Genomic DNA, 14,959 nt, shown 5'->3' with positions numbered 1-14,959 from the left:
CGGGAAGGCTAACTGAAGTTGGGCTGGTGGAACTAAACCCAACCTAAAAAATACAGTTAAAATACAGGCTAGGCCGAGATAAAAATTAATATTGGTTGGCGGTGAGGAGAATGGTTTGGACACAGGGGCAGGGGTTAAATGGCGATCGGTATATCATTGAAGGCAAGTTAGGTGAGGGCGGCTTTGGGGTCACGTACCTAGCGCAGAAGGCGCAAAACAGGCAGCCGGTTGTCATCAAAACGCTGAAAGATGAATTATTGAGCGATCCAGATTTTGCCCGGTATCGGGAAAGATTCCTGCAAGAGGCACTACTGCTATCTTTGTGCAGGCATCCAAATATTGTGCAAATAGACACCTATTTCATTGACGGTGATTTGCCTTGTATTGCGATGGAATATGTGGCAGGAGAAGATTTGTGGAAATGGGTGGAAAGGCGCGGTATTTTGTCAGAAACTGAAGCTTTAAACTACATCCGCAAAGCAGGAGAAGCCGTAATAGTAGTTCACGAAAAAGGTTTATTACATCGGGATATCAAGCCACCAAACATTATGGTGCGTGACAATCAAGATGCTGTTTTGATTGATTTTGGTTTGGCACGGGGTTTTATTCCAGATCGCACTCAGCAAATGACTTTTGGATTAACACATGGTTTTGCGCCTCCCGAACAGTACGGAGAAAGTGGCAGATTTGCTGAGTACACAGATGTTTATGCTCTGGCGGCAACGCTATACTATCTGCTAACGAGAACACCGCCAACTGCTGCATTTATGAGGGCTTTAAATCATCCTTTAAGGCCGCCGTTTGAGATTAATCCTAATATTAGCGATGCGGTGCATCAGGCAATTATGAAAGGGATGGAAATGGATGTGACAAATCGGCCTCACTCAGTGCAACAATGGTTGGCTATGCTTCCACAAGCCACCATGTCACAACCTGTAAAATTGATTTCAGCAAAAGGAGTCGATTATCGTCAACTCGATCGGCTATTGGCTAGCGAAGAATGGAAAGAGGCGGATCTGGAAACGGTAAAAAAAATGCTGGAAGTAGCGGATAGAACAAGTGAAGGCTGGCTGAGGGATGAAGATATCGATCGATTCCCCTGTGAAGACTTACGAACGATTGACCAACTTTGGGTAAAATACAGTAATCAGCGCTTCGGCTTTTCGGTGCAGAAGCGCATTTATCAAAGTCTGGGGGGAACCAGGGAATTTGATAGTAAAATATGGGAAGCATTCCTAGATAGGTTAGGTTGGCGTGTGAATAGTAACGGGTTGGATTATAGAGATCTCAAATTCAACACCAAAGCACCAGAAGGTCACCTCCCAGGCCGAGGACGTAAGGGGTTAGCTTGTGGCTTGTTAAGTCTCTTCTCTCGCGTCGAGACTTGTAGAGTTTAACATCTAAAGGTTTCAGAACTTTGTTAACTACGGATAGATTAAAGCCACTTGAATAAAATGATAGAAAAAGGTGCAATAAGTGGCAGACCCTTCAATCCCTCGAAAGCTGGCGGAAAGATTCTCAACTTATCTTATCAAAATGTTAAAATTACTGATAAAGGCGTTGCCTTAGTTGAAGCTCATGTTCGCAGATTTAATCCCGTTGGTGAAGCTGAGCTAAGAATGGTTGAAAGGTTAAGAGGTATCACCACCCAAACCCTTGTAGCTGAGCCTGTTGATTTACGCTTTTATACTCACGAGTTACGCGAGTATCTCAGGTATAAAAAGCTTGGCTACCCAACTGGACAACCCGCTGACCCGGATGAGGCTTATGAACTTTGGAACAATGCTCACACAGCTACTCTGGAAGATTATAAATTAAAAGAAGGATTCGGCGTTTTATTTCATCCGAGCGTAGAGGAATTTTGATGAAAAACCTAACTCAATTAACCCAGCTTGAATTAGTGCTGCTGGAATTAGTAGCTAAAGGTCAAGGAAAGTGGAGTTGGTACGAACTCGCGAGTGCACTTTCCCGTAGAGATGTACCGCGAGAACCTGACATGATGGTTGTCTTAAAAAAACTGGCTGTTGATGGCTTGGTTAAACGATATGTAGAAACAAATTCGCCTCGCGACAGATGGGAATTGACGCCAGAAGGGTCTATGGTGTTGGCAAACCCAAAAGCAGATAGTCAAAGCAGAATTAGAATTTATTTAATTCCCCTCCGGAAATCAGAAAGCAAATCTTTTGCTTATGTTGCCCGAGGTACCCAGATGCCTAGCAACAGGAACAACAATCGAGATTTAATTCCCATCGGGAAATCCGAAAGCAATTCTTCTGCTTATTTTACCAGAGAGCGCCTCATGCCTAGGAACAGGAACAACAATCGAGGAAGTCGAACAGCAAATTAAAGCAGCAATAGTTTTTCATTTAGAAGAGTTGCGTCAATCGGGTTCGTCTATTCCTGAAGCCAGGACTTTATGCAAATATGTTGAGGTTTAATGTAATTAAAACTATCAATTAGTATGTGGATGGTGTTGTAGAAGTTATTGCAGGCAAGATTCGATCGCACTTTCCCATCATCCATCAAAAATCAAGGCGCGATCGCACTTCACTCCAGAAATCTCTCTCGCGGATGATGCGATCGCCCCTCCTCCCCAGCAAAACTAAAAAATGTACTTGCAACTCTCTTCACAGGCTAGGGTTCAGCAGTTAAAGCATCTGAGGTTTTCTATTGGACGATCGCACAAACTCACCAGCCACCGCTGTTAACAACCGCCGACCTCTCATTATCGCAGGAATTCTCCTCGGTATCGGTCAATCCGGCTTTTTTGACGGCATTGTGCTGCACCAACTCCTCCAGTGGCACCATATGTTTAGCAGCGTTAAAACCGATGCTACCGTTGCCGGTCTAGAATTAAATACCCTCGGAGATGGATTGTTTCACGCTGCGGATTGGTTGATAACAGTGGCGGGAATCTTCTGTTTGTGGAGTGCTGTGAAGCGCAAAGATGTTCCTTTGTCAACTCCTACTTTTTTGGGTTCAATATTAATTGGTGCTGGATTGTTTGACTTTGTTGAAGGCATTGTTGACCATCAAATTTTGGGAATCCACCACGTCAAACCAGGTATCAACGAGTTAGCTTGGGATTTAGGATTTCTGGCTCTGGGTCTTATTTTAGCGCTGTTAGGTTGGACTCTGGTACAGAGTGAAGTTCCCGCAGATACTAAAGTTTAAATGAATGCAGAGATTGAGAATTCTACTAAATCCCCGTTAAAAATCCGCGATGAGGCTCGACCGTTTCAACCGTTGAGTCTCTTTTTAACTCATCAGTTCATCCAGCATCCGACTCCAACCAGACAATCAAATCCTATTGACTCCTAAAATCCAAAAAAGCTTCTCGCAAATCATCTAACTGTTCCGCAGATAATCCCTGGATGCGAGTTTGAACTTCCAGTTTAACATCACCCACCCGCCGCACGATCGGACGCATAATTAATCCTCTTTCCCCCTCAATTTTACCCTGTTCGATTCCTTGGTGGCGGCGTTGAGTACCTGAAGTTCCACAACCACGGTTTTGTTGCCGACAATCTTGGCTTTGACATCCAGGTAAGTGTCTTTCAATCCTGTAACGCTTCCTGCTGAATAAAGGTCAATGATTTCTATTTCTTGGATGGTTGGTTCTCCGCTATACAGCATTGCATTTAGGAAGCTGATTAAAATTTCTGGATGTCCGGAAGATCAAAATATTCTTTTGTATGCAAAGTCTGCTTTGGGGCTGATGAAACGCATCTTGTAGAAGGAAGAAGGAAAATGCAATATTTTAGGGATTTTTAGGTTGGTAGTTGCGCTTTACCACCCTTAGCGCAACTACGAAGTTTTTCAATTATCAGCCTGTGGCTTGAGTAGTAGCTGCCGGCGACATAACTAGCTTTCCAGTTATATCCATCGTCGCAAGCTTCAGCACTTCATTAAAAGCTAAACCCCGAATTTTGAGTTCCCACCGAATGCCTTTTGCTTTCATTCGCTTGGCTTTCCGCATATCGACATCAGCAGCTTTTTGATGCAAGAGCAAATATTTCATTGCTGCTGTAGCTTCTACTTTTGTGGGAAATGCAATATAGGTGATAAATCCGCCGTCCCAGTGATTGGCATTGCGGACACTGCTGATAGTCGCAACTCTCGGACTAAAGCGGTTCCAGTAAAAGTCGCTGTAGCCGATCGACTCTGTTTTTACTTGGAGTTTGTTTGCCATTTGACTTAACTCCTATAACCTTGTGTGCGGGGTTGGCAGCAGGGCTTTAATTCTGCTATTTATATTATAGCATTCGGAAGTGGTAATTGGGAGCGAATGCTGGCTGTTATTTTACCTCCCAGACTGCTTCTGTCAATTCGGAAAAGTAAAATATCCCCAATCCCTTTAGTTCTTTTTTGTCTCGAATACAACTGCCTCAAAAAGCTCTACAAGCTTTAAGTCTGAATAAACCGATAAATACAAATACTTTTCCAGTTTCTGCCGATTTCTAGGTAAGAACAAGCCTAAACCTGATAAGCTTTTATACTTATGTCTAATTCTTGAGTCAAGTAATTCACCATGCTGTTGCACTCTCTGAATAAGGAAATTATTGAAAAATAACAATAAATCGTTACAGGCTGACGGACTTGCACCTGATAATTCGGTAAGTTTTTGTAAAAAATTTGCGAAATCAACAAAGGTTTCTCCAAAGTTACGATAAACTACTACAGTAGTGTTATTGGAAAAATTGACTTCAGGTCCTAAAATTGAGGATATAAAAACTTTCACTGGCGCAATATCTGCTTGCAAAATAGAATCAATCACAACATTAACTTTTTCGGTAAAATAGCGGAAATAATGATTGTTAGTTAATGTCAAACTATGGTACATATCAGGCTGTTCATAATCCATAATCTTTTTAGCTAGCTGAGAACCATCAATGTCTGGATAATCGCTCAAATGGCTTAACAATTGCTCATAATAGTAATTGGGCGCTCCAAGTTGCAGTTGAGATGAAAGCGTATACTTAGCAGTATTTTGGAAGGTATGGTGTACTTCAATATTTCCTTTATTACAATTTTGGAAAAATAATAAGTCTATATTTCCCTTTACAGAGCGGTTAAAATTCAATATAACTTGATTTATTTTTTGAAGATTCATCCATCTAATTTCTGAAATTAAAGGGGACGTGGGATGCTCGTCGGGGCTGATTTCCATAAGCGTTCCACTATGACCTAAAAACACAATAGCCCAGCGTTTGGCTTGAAATTGAGATTGGGCCCAAGTCAGATACTCACTCAAGACTTCTGCACTACTACTATCTGCTGTTTCTAAGTATTGCGTATCAACTTTACCTTGGCTAATCAGACTTCTAGAAACTTGTGCTGCTCCACTAAAGTCTGATTGTACGACTACCAAAACCTTATTATTTTTTACACCTTTACTTAGCATTTGAAGAATTGGTTGTCCGAATCTTGAGAGATTATTGTCATAGGGCATCCAGTATAGTAATATCCAGTCATAATGATTTTTTACCGTACTTCCAAGCATATATTGGTCTCCAGAGCGATATATTGTCTCTGTTAAAGAACTAATACTTACTGTTATCAGTTTTATGGCTTCCCTTCTTTTCACCTTCTCTGCTCCGGGTTGAGGATAGTCAGATTTTTGTAAACGGTATTTTTTGCTAACTAAAACCTCAATTCATATTCAGCAGTGACGCGGTTGTCTCCTTGAAAATTACTCGAACTTCTGAGTAAAATTTTATCGCTCACTCGATAGCGCACAGTAAATTCTGTCGGTTGATTGGCTGACAGAACTCGAATGATTGATGCTGAAATATTGCGCGTGATGTCAAACCCAACTTCTAAACCTAAACCGAGAGAACCCGCACCTGAACTCGAACTAGCTGTTTGTGCTTCGTTACCTCTAATCCGAGTGGGAAATAAGCGAAATTCGCTCAATCCTGTGGCGTTAGTAATCGCAGATTGAATGTTGTTCAATAAACCCGCACCAGCTAGATTTGCGATCGCCAGCGTACTGTCTCCTTGTCCCAAAGTCTGCACGAAACTGCCGCCCAACAGCGCTACAATCTCTGTTTGCGATCGACTCGGAGAACTCCTCAACTCCAGACTTTCCGCCAACTGAGAAGCCCTTCCCTGCACCAACGCTTGAATTCGGACACTCCGCACATTGCCGAAACTTGTCGGTTCGTCTGCGATTTCAGAGGCTACAGATGTGCCGGGAGTGCGGAACCGCGTTACTTCCTGCACCGAAGTTGCTAATCTCACATCCAGCGTCGGATCGAGTCCTTGTGTTGGTACAAAGGTCGCAGTCTGCGGGTATCCTCGATCGAGTCTAAACTCTGTCGTAAACAAATTCACCGACCCGGAGGTCAACCGAATCGTACCCTCCGGGCGAAGGTCATCTAAAGTTCCATTCACCGTCAAGCCCCCAGTCGCCTGAAAACTCAATATCGGCGCACTTGTGACCCGGATTCCCCGGCCCAAATTCAGCCGCAAATCGTTCAATCCAACTTCAAAGGAAGGGGAAGTCGGAGTCGCAGGAGAAGCAGAAACCTCAGTCGCAGGGGAAGCAGAAACCTCAGTCGCAGGAGAAGCAGAAGATGTCGAATCAGAATCGGAAGCAGAAGAGGAAGAAGCTAACTCAGTTGTGCCGCCGCCGGGACTCCGGAGAAATACTTCGCCGTTGTACAGTTCAATATTACCGCTCAACTGCGGGCGCCTCGCCGTGCCCCTTGCCTGCACTTGACCGACTACGCCGCCGCTGTACAATCCTCTGAGGTTCACTGCCAACTTGTCGAGATTGACAGCCAGGGGATTATCCGCATCGACATCGCCCTCGGCGAAGGGCACAGACAACGGAATCACGCCAGCGGCCACAACTTGCCCCTGACTCAACTGTCCCCGAATTCCCTCTACCCGAATACGATCGCCCTCGAAGCGCACCGTCCCAGTCAGCCCTGTCAGCGGTTCTGGGAAGGCTCTCGCCCGGACGGTTGCATTTTCAAAATTCGCGATTCCTTGCGCTACAGGGTCTTGCAGCGTCCCTCCGACGCGAATTTGCACCTGTCCCTGACCGCTGACCCACGCCACTTGCGGAGTCAATACATTAATAATTGCCAAACCTTCATTTTGCAAATTCGCCCTCACATCTATTTGATTGCTATCAGCTTTCACGGCTGCAAAGGGCAACTCAAAAGGCAAACTTCCCTGCACTTCAATCGGTTCGGTTTGAGTTACCAAAGCGCTGCCGCCAAAATTCAGGCGGGCGTTGCTGTAACTGAAACTGCCGTCGGCTTGTTTAATCGGTTCTCCGTTTAGCGTACCCTCAACCAAACTCAATTCTCCCGTGGCTTGCGGGTTTTCCAAACTGCCGGCCAAATTCGCCCGCAAATTCAGATTTCCCGTGACATCCACAAAAGGCAATTCCACCAGTTTTGCCAACTCTTCCACCGGCACATTTTCTATCCGCAACTGCCCGGATTGAGCTTTTTGCCCGAGTTGTCCCGAAAAGCCGATCGCACTTTTGCCCGATCGAATTTCCAAAGGCAAAACAGTTAAAATCCCGTCCTGAAAACTGCCTTCAATGCTGAACTTTTCAGCGACATATCTTCCCCACTGCCAGTTATCGCCTTTCACGTTAAATTGAGCTTGCACGCCCGTTTGCAAAGAACCTGCGACAGCAATTTCCGCGCCAAAAGTGCCTTGCAATTCAGATAAGGGAGGCAATTTTTCTGATGATTTCACTGCCTGCTGCTGCTGCAAAATAGTTTCAATTTCTGCCAAGCGGCGCAACTGTTCGATTAGCGGGGCATCCGGTTCTCCGACTGCTACAGTTTGCACGTCGCCGCTGTCACCGTAAACGGGAGGTTTTAAGCCTCTAGCTAAGTCACCTAAATTGAAATATTGCAAAGCGGTTAAAACCTGCTGCAAATTGCCTTGCTGGACGTTAACTTTCCCGGCAAATTGCGGGTTGGCGCCTGTTTGAACATTGCCGGAAATTAAGTATTGACCGCTGCCTTGGCGGAATATGCCATTTGTGAGAGTGGCGCTGCCGTTAGCGTAGCTGAATTCGGCTTGGAAACTGTCACCTTTAATGTAGCCGATCGCCGGTTGGGCGATCGCAATTTGTCCGCTTGCTTGCAAAGTCGCCGGATTTAACGGCATCTTCCAACCGGGCACATTTACTTGTCCCGAAACCGTACCGGTTATCGGCCCCAAACCGGCCTCTTTCCCCGGTGTGAGATTCAAAGCAGCCAGGGGAAAATCGCTTAAATTAACTCGCAAAGTTTCTCCCTCGGTTTGGCCCCTAGCGACAGATTCCCCGCGTTGAATTAAGAAAGATGTCGGCAGAAAAGATTGATTTAAAGCTACTTCAATTTTGTCGCTTGCGCCGGCCAAACGCAAATCTACACTTTTCCCAGCATCCGCATTCACACTCCCCGCCAGTACCGGGTCAAAAGCGATTTGATTTACTGCTAAATTTCGCACTTCCACGTCGCCCACTAAGCTGAGTTCGGCGAGGGTTCCGGTGAGGCTGCCGGTAAAATCTACATTGCCGCGCAGGGGTGGGTTTTGCTGTGAGGAATTTTTGTCCGCAATTGCAGACAAAAATGCTAACTGTTCTGCTGGTAAGGCTTCCAGGTTAAAGTTGGCGAGTTTGACATCCAAATCTAAGTTAGAAATTGAGGGCCCTCCTTTACCTCCGAGTTCGACGTTAACAAAGCCGTTTGCTGTCAAACCTGGAGTTGTGGCGTTCTCAATTTCCACCCGTTTGCCATCCCAATTAAATACTGCCTCAAAAGGTTGTTTCAAAAACGGCAATTCCGAGATGCGGAAACTGCCGCCGGCGCGAACTGTTTGTGGGGAAGCGGCAATCGGGCCGGATAAATTGATATTGCCGTTAAACAGTCCTTTAAGCTGGGGGAGATTTTGGGCACCGGAGACTACACCTCCGGTTTGCAAGCTTTGTCGCTGCGCTTCAAAGGCTTGCTGGAAGGGACTTAGAGCAATTTGCTCGCCCTCAATAGACGCCCGCCAATTCCCCGATTCTGCGCGGCCTTTAGCATTGACAATTCCTCCGCCGTTGGCGAGTCGAATTTGTCCGTCGCCGTTGGCGGTGATACCGTTGGCGGTTAGATTGTCTACTGTTCCCAAAATGCGGACTTTGCCGTCGAGGGTTCCGTTAATTTCTGGCGGTAAATCCGCTGTCAGCAAACCGGTTTGTTTGAGGGTTTGTTCTAAATTACTGACGGCAATTCCGTTGGTTTCCAGCAATGCTTGCAAGTTGCCGTTTTCTAATTTGGCTGTAGTATCGATCGCCCCGAGTCGATCGACCAAAATCCGTCCTTCTCCGCTAGCACTAATTCCCTTGGCTGTCAAGTTATCCAAACTGCCCGCTGCTTGGAATTCGCCGTTAACTCTGCCGTCAAATCCTTTAGGCAAAGTCGCCGTTAGCGGAAACAGTTGGAGATTGCGAACAGTTTGTTCTAAGCGGCTGAGAATAACTCGATCGGCATCGGCGAAAGCTTGCCAGCGTCTGTCTTGTAATTTACCTCTAAAAGCAACAGTACCGTCGGCAATATTGAGTTGGCCGCTGCTGTTGACAGAAATATCGGCGGCTGTTGAATTATCAAGATTGCCACTGGCTTGAATTTGATTCGATATTTGTCCGTCAAGCGATTGGAGATTTTGGATTTTGGATTTGAGATTGTTGAGGTTGGCGACTGTTTGAGGATTGTCAGCAGTGAAAGCTAAGCCAACATCTAACAGGGGCAATCCTAAATCTCCTAAGCGCCTGATGGAAGTGCGATCGGTTTCTGCTGTTGCTTGCCAGTTTCCGGCTACCAATTCTCCTTTTAAATTAACATTGCTGCCTGCAAGATTGAGTCTGCCGCTGCCGTTAGCATTGATGCTGCTAGCAGTCAAATTGTCAAGACTTCCCGATGCTGTAATTTGACTCGATAGCAGTCCGTCAATCGATTTTAGATTTTGGATTTTGGATTTGAGATTGTTGAGATTTGCCGATTGCTGATTTTCGGGATTGAATGCTGAAGCCACATCTAAAATCGGCAGTGCCAAATCTACCAAGCGGTTGATGGAAGTGCGATTTGTTTCTGCTTTTGCTTCCCAGTTTCCCGCTACCAATTCTCCTTGTAAATTCACATTACTGTCGGCAAAATTTAGCCTACCGTTGGCATTAACATTGATTCCGCCAGCAGTCAAATTGCCAACTTTTCCCGCGACTTGAAATTCACCTGCTAGCTGTCCGCCAAGCGATTTGAGATTTTGGATTTTGGATTTTAGATTGTCTTGATTGGCGGTCGTTTCCCGTGTTAAAAACGGCAAGCCAATATCAATTAATTGATTTACAGCAACTTTTTCAGTGTTGCCAACAACTTGCCAGTTCCCCGATTCTAGTTCGCCATTAACATCAACAATACTGTCAGCAATATTCAGCGTTCCTTTGCCCGTCGCAGCGATCGCATTTAAACTCAAATCGTCCAAAGTTCCCGCAGCTTCCACAGTTCCGCTGACCAAACCCGCTACTTCAGGAGGTAAATTAAGGTCTGGCAGAACTTGCTGCAAACTTTTGAGGGCCAAGCGATCGCCCTCGATGATAGCTTGCCACTGACGGTCTTTTAGCGCAGCATCCACGTTAACAGAAGCGTTGCCAATTTTCACAACTGTATTTTGCAAATCTGCCGAATTCCTTGCGGCTCTAATTTCGCCCGCTGCGGGAAAAGTTCCTTGCGGTGCTTGCCATTGAACTCTCGCTTGAATGTTGTCTAACGGGCCGAAAATTTGAGCTTTTGCGGAGACATTGCCAATATTAACACCAGCAGGAATTGGGAGAGCGTAAATTTGGGCGATCGCGTCTCCGGGTACATTTTCAGCTTGCAAGTCAAACACCAAACCCGATCGGGAATTCTCACTTCCCAACCTAATATCGACTTCACCTTTCCCGCCAATTTTACCACCCGCCGCCGGCACTACCAAAATATCGCTCAAAGTCAAACCTAAAGAGGAAAACGGGGGAATAGAAGATTGAGAATTGGGATTTGGGGTTTGAGCCATTCTCCCCCGTTCCAATTTGAAATTAGTGCTAATATTGTTTAATTGCAGGCGATCGACTGTAGCGGGTTTTGTCGAGGCGATCGCACCTGTCAGCACCGGCATTGCAACTGTTCCAGTCAGCTTGGCATCCGCCTTCACTTCCCCCGCCACAGCCACGGGTAATACTACTTTCTTCCCTAACTCTGTCTCCACCGCACTGACAACACTTGCCAAAGCGACTGGTTGCACGTTCGTTGTCAGATTGAAGCTAGCGTTCTCCAAATTAAAATTGGTTCCAGTGGCAACTGTTCCTGCTATTCTAAGCGGAATTAAACCGTAATTAGCCGCCAGACTATCGACAATCACATTAGTTCCCTGAAACCGCAACTGACCGCTGCTATTTTGTACGATCTGTTTCAGCGGAGAAATACTCGCTTGCACTCCTCCAAAACTAGCGGTTCCAGTAATTTCCGATACTTTATTGTCTCGCAATTTCACGGTTAAATTGCCATTAGCCAGACCTTTTTGTAAATAAATGCGGGGAAGTTTCAGCAAGCGAGCGAGGTCGGGCAAAGGCAAATTTTGACCTTGCAACTGCACGTTAGTTTGAGCGGTCGGTAAAATAGAATCAGCTTTAAGTATAAAGTTATCGCTGTTAGTAAACTGACCGTTTAGTTCGTAGAGAACGCGCTTATTTTGGTCGCGAAATAGAGCGCTGCCATTTTTCAAGCTTACAGAAATGGGAGCCGAAGTTTTCTGTCCGACTGCGGGACTCGGCACCAAAACTGCGGCGACATTTTCAGCTCGAATTGCCTCAACTTCAGTTTTAAATAAACCCGGAGATTTCCGCTCTGCTGTTGGAATATTAACCCAGCGGCCTTGAGCATCTTGTTCGATATAAGCGCTGGGTTTAACTAGGGTAATATCTAATTTGAGAGTGCGGTTGAACAGCAGTGGCAAAACCGAAAACTGCACTTCCACTGCTTCAGTAGAAGCGTAATCGGGATCGGTAGGAGTTGCAGGTAAAGTCGATCGGCCAAACCGCAAACCTGTCAGAGAAAATCCCTCCAAACGTCCGAGTTGCACAGGTCGCTTCAGCAACTGACTGACTTCCGTTTCCACCAAAGGAGCTAACTTTTCCCGCACCCACTGGTATCCTACGGCCGCCCCCACCAAGGCGAGAATACTTAATCCCGTACCGCTAAGCAGCAGCAGACGCCACCAGCGGCGATGGGGACGGGGTGCGAGTTGATTTTTGTTATCGTCCGAGTTAGTCATGGGTGTTTCTCAAAAATCAGAGAATTCAGGAATTATAGGAAATCAGCCGATTTTAGACAGGTATAATCTGTGTGATTCGCCAGGGTGCCTTCTGCCTTTGGTAGACTCAAAAGTGAGGTCGGAAGTGCCGATCCCCGGGTCGAACGCACGCAAAAGGCACGCCCCCACTCCAGAGTAGACTCCAGAAACCTTTACCGAACTTAATCAAAACACGCAATACCACCTAAAACCAAGTCCTCCAGCTCCCCCAAATCCCCTAGATTCCCCCCGCTGTGCGGGATCGGCGGTCAATCTCAAATCTCAAATATCAAACCAAGTCGTCCAAATGCCCCAATTCCTTTCGATCCCGCCAGTGCAGGATCGGTGGTCAATCTAAAATCTAAAATATAAAATTTAAAATCGGTTGCCCGATCGCTCCTAAGATAAAAAAACGGTGGTTAAGAAGGTCTTTAAAACTTATGCGAGTGTTCGTCTTACTCTTCAATGCCCGCACCGAGAATGAGGGAATTCATACCATTCAACTCGGCGATCGCAATAAAGTTCTGATGTTTGAGTCAGAAGACGACGCCACCCGCTTTGGCGTGATGTTGGAAGCTCAGGATTTCCCAGAGCCCACGGTTGAGGCGATCGACGAGGAGGAAATTAAGGAGTTCTGCGACAGTGTTGATTATGATTGGGAACTGGTGCCTGCAGGCGCGCTGGCGATCCCGCCAGAAGACAATGTAACACAGACTCAGTGGCAGCCGGAGCCCGAACCCGATCCAGATCCAGATTCTGACGTTTCCCAAAACGAACTGGATTCTATTCGCCGCCGACTCGAAGGACTTTTGTGAGAGTCAGCAGTCATTAGTAGAGTCTAATTGCAAAAATAGCTCTGTAATCTTGAAAAACATCTGCGTTTATCTGCGTTTATCTGCGGTTTCTCTCTAAATCAATGACCCATGACCCATAACCCATAACCCATGACCCATGACCCATGACCAATAACGCAGAAAAAATTATGAAGAATTTGGAAGAACGGGGCCATCTGCTGACGGAACAGGTGAATGTCAACAGCGAGAATTTAGACCAACTCAGTTCGATCGAATTAGTGGACTTGTTCAACCGGGAAGACGCCCAAACCTTAAGCGCGATCGCCCGTGCCCGCAAACAGTTAGCCCAAGCGATCGACATTGCAGCCGAGTCTCTGCGTCTAGGAGGCCGCCTGTTTTACGTCGGTGCGGGTACTTCCGGGCGTTTGGGGGTGCTGGATGCAGCCGAGTGTCCCCCCACCTTCTGCACGCCGCCCGAACTCGTACAGGGCATAATTGCCGGGGGTGCGGGGGCTTTGGTGCGGAGTTCGGAGGATTTGGAGGATCGGGCTGAGGATGGGGTCGAGGCGATCGCCCACCGTCAAATTACCCACTTAGATGTGGTTGTCGGGATTACGGCTGGAGGTACGACGCCCTTTGTCGCGGGCGCTTTGCAGGCGGCGCGCCAGCGGGGGGCGAAGACTGTGTTTATGGCCTGCGTACCCGCCGAACAAGTGAATTTTGAGGCTGATGTTGATATTCGGTTGTTGGTTGGCCCGGAGGTAGTGGCGGGTTCGACGCGCTTGAAAGCCGGTACAGTCACAAAAATGGCTTTAAATATCATTTCGACTGGGGTAATGGTGAAGCTGGGGAAGGTTTACGGCAATCGGATGGTTGATGTGGCCGTGACTAATAAGAAATTGCGCGATCGGGCTGTGCGGATGTTGCAGGATTTGACTGATTTAAGCCGGGAGGAGGCGGGTTTTTTGCTCGAAAAAAGCGGCAAGTCGGTTAAATTAGCTTTGATGATGCACTGGACTAATTTGGAAAAGGAAGAGTGCGATCGAATTCTGGGCGAGTTTCAAGGGAATTTGCGATCGGCTGTGGCATCAATTCGTCAATAGTCATCAGTCATTAGTGATTAGTGAGAGGTGATTTGTTAGCACAATGCCTTTCGCCGATCGTGCCCCATGCCCCATGCGCCATTCCCTATTCCCAAGTCATTAGTGATTAGTCATTTGCAAGATCGAGTCAAAAAATTGTGAAATCTCTTCAGTGGATCTGATGTGATAAACACTTTTGGTATTTTGAGCGCGATCGACATACTCGCGATATTTTGGAGTCAAATACTTGTGACACAACCAAAGAGCACGGTAACTATTAATTGAACTCTTCAATATCGGACTGTTTTGCGGCCAGCCTTCTGGCGGTATAAACTTACCTGTAATCAGCCGTTTAGTCACCCACCAGAAATGCACGTATAATGGCAGGTCGACAAAAACCAGACTATCCGCCTCGTTGAGTCGAAGCCAGACGGTTTCCATACAACCAAACCCGTCAATAATCCATCGGTCAGCAGCCAAAATTTTCTCATGGGTATGCTTATATTCTTCATTGGGAACCTCAGCGCCCCCAGATTGATATTGAATCTTATCTAAGACGTAAAGTGGCAAACCAGTGATTTCCGATAATCTCTTGCTGAGAGTTGATTTACCACCTCCAGCGTTGCCAAACACCGCTACTTTTTTCATAGTTACCCTTTTAGTAATTTAGTTATTAGTCATTATTCATTAGTTATCAGTAGCAGACTAAAAGCTGAAGGTCGCTCTAATTTATAGCTTTCAAAAAACTCTATTTGG

At 46.2% G+C, this 14,959-nt stretch carries 13 protein-coding genes; 7 read left to right on the top strand and 6 right to left on the bottom strand.

What is annotated here, in order from left to right; translation table 11 throughout:
* The first annotated feature begins 110 nt into the window (after window positions 1-110).
* From QUA53_RS20625 to QUA53_RS20605, 5 genes are all read left to right on the top strand, one after another.
* Complete coding sequence (locus QUA53_RS20625; protein ID WP_333099510.1) at window positions 111-1,397, top strand: serine/threonine-protein kinase; 1,287 nt, start codon at window positions 111-113, stop codon at window positions 1,395-1,397.
* Between the two features lie 57 nt (window positions 1,398-1,454).
* Entirely contained in the window at window positions 1,455-1,865 is a 411-nt protein-coding gene (locus QUA53_RS20620) for a hypothetical protein (RefSeq protein ID WP_333099511.1), read from the top strand.
* Window positions 1,865-2,347 (top strand): hypothetical protein, encoded by a 483-nt coding sequence (locus QUA53_RS20615; protein WP_333099512.1) that lies wholly within the window; start codon window positions 1,865-1,867, stop codon window positions 2,345-2,347. Before QUA53_RS20620 ends, QUA53_RS20615 begins: the two co-directional genes overlap by 1 nt.
* Before the next feature lie 116 nt (window positions 2,348-2,463).
* Entirely contained in the window at window positions 2,464-2,652 is a 189-nt protein-coding gene (locus QUA53_RS20610) for a hypothetical protein (protein WP_333099513.1), read from the top strand.
* Window positions 2,653-2,670: 18 nt separating this feature from the next.
* Window positions 2,671-3,174, top strand: a complete 504-nt coding sequence (locus QUA53_RS20605; protein ID WP_333099515.1) for a DUF2243 domain-containing protein — start codon at window positions 2,671-2,673, stop codon at window positions 3,172-3,174.
* A gap of 133 nt (window positions 3,175-3,307) precedes the next feature.
* On the opposite strand, the gene QUA53_RS20600 is transcribed toward QUA53_RS20605, so the two are convergent.
* From QUA53_RS20600 to QUA53_RS20580, 5 genes are all read right to left on the bottom strand, one after another.
* Complete coding sequence (locus tag QUA53_RS20600) at window positions 3,308-3,430, bottom strand: DUF4351 domain-containing protein (protein ID WP_333099516.1); 123 nt, start codon at window positions 3,428-3,430, stop codon at window positions 3,308-3,310.
* Between the two features lie 2 nt (window positions 3,431-3,432).
* Window positions 3,433-3,636 carry a hypothetical protein gene (locus tag QUA53_RS20595; RefSeq protein WP_333099517.1) on the bottom strand — a complete coding sequence of 68 codons (204 nt, stop codon included), beginning with the start codon at window positions 3,634-3,636 and terminating at the stop codon, window positions 3,433-3,435.
* Between the two features lie 190 nt (window positions 3,637-3,826).
* Window positions 3,827-4,192 carry a hypothetical protein gene (locus QUA53_RS20590; protein ID WP_333099518.1) on the bottom strand — a complete coding sequence of 122 codons (366 nt, stop codon included), beginning with the start codon at window positions 4,190-4,192 and terminating at the stop codon, window positions 3,827-3,829.
* Between the two features lie 165 nt (window positions 4,193-4,357).
* A complete protein-coding gene (locus QUA53_RS20585) occupies window positions 4,358-5,587 on the bottom strand; it encodes a clostripain-related cysteine peptidase (protein ID WP_333099519.1) in 1,230 nt (409 codons plus the stop codon).
* 56 nt (window positions 5,588-5,643) lie between these two features.
* Complete coding sequence (locus QUA53_RS20580) at window positions 5,644-12,309, bottom strand: translocation/assembly module TamB domain-containing protein (protein ID WP_333099520.1); 6,666 nt, start codon at window positions 12,307-12,309, stop codon at window positions 5,644-5,646.
* Window positions 12,310-12,767: 458 nt separating this feature from the next.
* Between QUA53_RS20580 and QUA53_RS20575 the strand changes: the two genes are divergently transcribed.
* Together QUA53_RS20575 and murQ are read left to right on the top strand one after the other, a co-directional pair.
* Window positions 12,768-13,142 carry a DUF3110 domain-containing protein gene (locus QUA53_RS20575; protein ID WP_333066613.1) on the top strand — a complete coding sequence of 125 codons (375 nt, stop codon included), beginning with the start codon at window positions 12,768-12,770 and terminating at the stop codon, window positions 13,140-13,142.
* A 167-nt stretch (window positions 13,143-13,309) separates the two neighbouring features.
* Complete coding sequence (murQ, locus tag QUA53_RS20570) at window positions 13,310-14,224, top strand: N-acetylmuramic acid 6-phosphate etherase (RefSeq protein WP_333099554.1); 915 nt, start codon at window positions 13,310-13,312, stop codon at window positions 14,222-14,224.
* Between the two features lie 99 nt (window positions 14,225-14,323).
* Here murQ and QUA53_RS20565 read toward each other — a convergent pair whose 3' ends face one another.
* Complete coding sequence (locus QUA53_RS20565; protein ID WP_333099521.1) at window positions 14,324-14,851, bottom strand: adenylate kinase; 528 nt, start codon at window positions 14,849-14,851, stop codon at window positions 14,324-14,326.
* Between the last annotated feature and the right edge of the window lie 108 nt (window positions 14,852-14,959).

The sequence above is a fragment of the Microcoleus sp. Pol12B3 genome (genome assembly GCF_036701355.1).
Lineage (GTDB): Bacteria > Cyanobacteriota > Cyanobacteriia > Cyanobacteriales > Microcoleaceae > Microcoleus.
Note: the sequence above shows the minus strand (reverse complement) of the source record. Positions and strands in the feature narration are given on the sequence as shown.

Excerpts from the sequence above, each read along its gene's own strand:
- QUA53_RS20575 (WP_333066613.1), top strand. The coding sequence starts at position 12,768 with ATGCGAGTGTTCGTCTTACTCTTCAATGCCCGCACCGAGAATGAGGGA.
- murQ (WP_333099554.1), top strand. The coding sequence starts at position 13,310 with ATGAAGAATTTGGAAGAACGGGGCCATCTGCTGACGGAACAGGTGAAT.
- QUA53_RS20620 (WP_333099511.1), top strand. The coding sequence starts at position 1,455 with ATGATAGAAAAAGGTGCAATAAGTGGCAGACCCTTCAATCCCTCGAAA.
- QUA53_RS20600 (WP_333099516.1), bottom strand. The coding sequence starts at position 3,430 with ATGCGTCCGATCGTGCGGCGGGTGGGTGATGTTAAACTGGAAGTTCAA.
- QUA53_RS20565 (WP_333099521.1), bottom strand. The coding sequence starts at position 14,851 with ATGAAAAAAGTAGCGGTGTTTGGCAACGCTGGAGGTGGTAAATCAACT.
- QUA53_RS20590 (WP_333099518.1), bottom strand. The coding sequence starts at position 4,192 with ATGGCAAACAAACTCCAAGTAAAAACAGAGTCGATCGGCTACAGCGAC.
- QUA53_RS20580 (WP_333099520.1), bottom strand. The coding sequence starts at position 12,309 with ATGACTAACTCGGACGATAACAAAAATCAACTCGCACCCCGTCCCCAT.
- QUA53_RS20625 (WP_333099510.1), top strand. The coding sequence starts at position 111 with ATGGTTTGGACACAGGGGCAGGGGTTAAATGGCGATCGGTATATCATT.
- QUA53_RS20615 (WP_333099512.1), top strand. The coding sequence starts at position 1,865 with ATGAAAAACCTAACTCAATTAACCCAGCTTGAATTAGTGCTGCTGGAA.
- QUA53_RS20595 (WP_333099517.1), bottom strand. The coding sequence starts at position 3,636 with ATGCTGTATAGCGGAGAACCAACCATCCAAGAAATAGAAATCATTGAC.